General features: G+C 68.7%; 3 protein-coding genes. 2 read left to right on the top strand and 1 reads right to left on the bottom strand.

Annotated features, from left to right (window positions below; all coding sequences use genetic code 11):
* Positions 1 to 182: 182 nt before the first annotated feature.
* Complete coding sequence (locus AC1D01_RS27570; RefSeq protein WP_477872074.1) at positions 183 to 677, top strand: GNAT family N-acetyltransferase; 495 nt, start codon at positions 183 to 185, stop codon at positions 675 to 677.
* 13 nt (positions 678 to 690) lie between these two features.
* On the opposite strand, the gene AC1D01_RS27565 is transcribed toward AC1D01_RS27570, so the two are convergent.
* Positions 691 to 849, bottom strand: a complete 159-nt coding sequence (locus tag AC1D01_RS27565) for a hypothetical protein (RefSeq protein WP_477872072.1) — start codon at positions 847 to 849, stop codon at positions 691 to 693.
* Positions 850 to 1,397: 548 nt separating this feature from the next.
* On the opposite strand from AC1D01_RS27565, the gene AC1D01_RS27560 reads away from it, so the two are divergent.
* Entirely contained in the window at positions 1,398 to 2,978 is a 1,581-nt protein-coding gene (locus AC1D01_RS27560; protein WP_477872071.1) for a DUF1800 domain-containing protein, read from the top strand.
* Positions 2,979 to 3,052 lie beyond the last annotated feature (74 nt).

Here is a 3,052-nt window from a genome sequence, read left to right as displayed (position 1 = left end):
GCTGAAGAAGGGCACGCTGAAGGTCTACCCGGGGCTGCCGCACGGCATGTGCACCACGCACCCGGAGGTGATCAATCCGGACCTGCTGGCGTTCTTCAAGGACTGATCTCCTCGGCCGGATGCCGGGCTGCCGCGCAGCCCGGCTACGATGACCTCTGCACAGCAGCTGCAGGGAGCCGGTCTTGCCGAGTGTTGAAATTGTTCCCATCGCGGAGTCCCACGCCAGCGGATTCCACGCCTGCCTCGATGCCGTGGCGCGCGAGAAGAAGTACCTTGCTCAAGTCGAGGCGCTCCCGCTCGCCCGGGTCGAAGCGTTCATCCGTGAGAGCGTTGCCGCGGACGCAGCGCAGTTCGTGGCGGTGGATGGGTCGGCCGTTGTCGGTTGGTGCGACATCTTCCCCGCCTGGGCTGCGGCCGTCAGCCATCGACGGACGGTGGGCATGGGCGTGCTGCCCGCCTATCGAGGCAAGGGACTGGGGCGGCGGCTTCTCTCGGCCTGCCTGGCCAAGGCGACAGCCCAGGGCATGACCCGCATCGAGCTTGAAGTGCGTGCCGACAACGAGCGCGCGATCAGGCTGTATGAAGGCCTGGRCTTCACGCGCGAGGCCGTCAAGCGCCACGGGATGCGGTTCGACGGCGCGTACTACGACTCGGTCGACATGGGCCTCGTCCTCTGAGGCCAGGAATCCCCTAGCGCCCGAACCCGAAGATCCACGCCAGCTTCTGCAGCGGGCTGCGCCCCAGGCGCACCAGCGACAGCGTCGGGTACGAGCTGCGCGCCTTCGGCATGCGGCGCTGCTGGACGAGGGGCATCCGGGTCGACACCGGGGAACGGGGGGCGAACTGCATGGCGGGCTCCGTGGGGCAGGGTGCGCACAGCATCGCGCGGATCACCGCGTACCGCCATCCTCCGTTCGCGCGGTTGCGGGTCGCCCTTTTGGGGGGTGACGGCGCGCAGCGGGCACCCTTCCTGCAGTGTCCGGGTGAGCGTTCGTCGACGCGGGATTGCGATCCCACAGCTTGACGAACAGGTCGCGAACTCTCGCGAATTGCCACTCTTGCCACAGGACGTTTCCATGTCCAGCGACACTTCCGATACCTACTCCCTCCTGCTGCCGATAGCTCGGCGCCGCGCTTCACTTGCGGTTGCAATTCTGTTCGCCGCCGTCGTTGCCGCTTGCGGCGGCAACGAAAGTGGAAACGGTTCCTCTTCCGGCGATCCGATAAGCGGAACGCCGCCGGCTCCGGCACCGAGCCCAGCGCCGGCACCAGCGCCGTCTCCTGCACCATCCCCCAGCCCGGCGCCCGCGCCGGCTCCTTCGCCGAGCCCGTCCCCGGCACCCGCCCCCAGTCCGGCACCGGCGCCTGCCCCCGCCCCGGCACCCGCCCCTGGCCCCATGTCCGCCCGCGACGCCGTGCGTCTCGCCGACCAGGCCACCTTCGGTCCGACCGAAGCGCTGGTCACGACGATCAAGGCGAAGGGCGCCACTGCCTGGGTCACCGAGCAGCTCGCGCTGAAGACCTCGCGCTACACCAGCGGCAAGGGCAGTGGCGAGTACCACCAGTACGTCGACCGGCCGGACTTCTGCACGCCGGCGATGGAGCCGAACTGCTTTCGCGACTACATCTCGACCGATCCGCTGATGTGGGATTTCTACCGCAACGCCGTCGGCCAGCCCGACCAGCTGCGCCAGCGCGTCACCTTCGCGTTCCAGCAGCTCTTTCCGCTGAACAACGCCGAAGTGCTGGGCACCTACGGCTTTCGCAACTACTACAACGCGATGCTCGACGGCGCCTTCGGCAACTACCGCGACCTGCTGAAGAAGATCACGCTGTCGCCGCTGATGGGCGATTTCCTGAACAACGCGAACAACGACAAGGGCGCGCCGAACGAGAACTTCGCGCGCGAGCTGCTGCAGCTGTTCAGCATCGGCACCTGCGAGCTGAACCTCGACGGCAGCCTGAAGGGCGGCAAGTGCCAGCCGACCTACAACAACGAGACGGTGCGCGCCTATGCCTTCGCGCTGACAGGCTGGACCTACCCGGCAGGCGGCGCGCACCCGAACGGCTGCTGGCCGACGGGCGCCAACTGYCGCTACTACAACGGCGACATGGTGCAGATCGACAAGTACCACGACAAGCAGGCGCGCAGCCTGCTCTCGAACGTCAAGCTGGCCGCCGGGCACACGGCGCCGGTCGCGCTGGAGTCGGTGCTCGACAGCGTGATGGCGCACCCGAACATCGGCCCCTTCATCGGCCGGCAGCTGATCCAGCACCTGGTCAGCAGCAACCCGTCGCCGGCCTACGTGATGCGCGTCGCGACGGCGTTCAACAACGGCAAATACGCGAGCTTCGGCAGCGGCGTGCGCGGCGACCTGGCGGCCACGGCGGCGGCGGTGCTGCTCGATGCCGAGGCGCGCGGCGACACGGTGCCCGCGCAGGGCGGCAAGCTGCGCGAGCCGGTGCTGATGTTCACCGGCGTGCTGCGCGGGCTGAACGGCAGCACCGACGGCGAACCCTTCAACTGGTACTGGGGCGGCAACCTGCAGCAGCGGGTGTTCAACCCGCCGTCGATCTTCAGCGACTACCCGCCCGACTACCCGGTGGCCGGCACCAGTGGTCTGGTCGGCCCGGCCTTCGGCATCCACAACGCCAACACCGCGCTCGCGCGCATGAACTACCTGCTGTACCTGATCGACTGGGGCGGCAGCGGCGTCGATGCGTCGATCCCGGGCGCCACCGGCACCCAGGTGAACCTGGCCTCGTTCACCGATTCGGCCGACAACGCCGGCGTGCTGGTCGACCGCATCTCGATGGTCGCGCTCGGTCGGCTGCTGCCGAGCACGCCGCGCGCGTCGGTCGTGAAGGCCGTCGAGCGCTGGACGCAGGCCACCGACGGCAACAACTGGAAGACCAGCCGCGTCAAGCGCGCGGCCTACCTGGTCTACGCCTCTCCCGACTACCAGATCCAGAGATGACCCACCCCCCGAGGCGCTGCGCGCCTCCCCCTCAAGGGGGCGCCGCCAGCGGCCCGGCAAAGCCGGTTCCGCGG

The organism is Rhizobacter sp. P3_B12 (assembly GCF_056402895.1).
The sequence above is the reverse complement of the archived record's forward strand: the minus strand, read 5'-3'. Positions and strand labels throughout refer to the sequence as shown.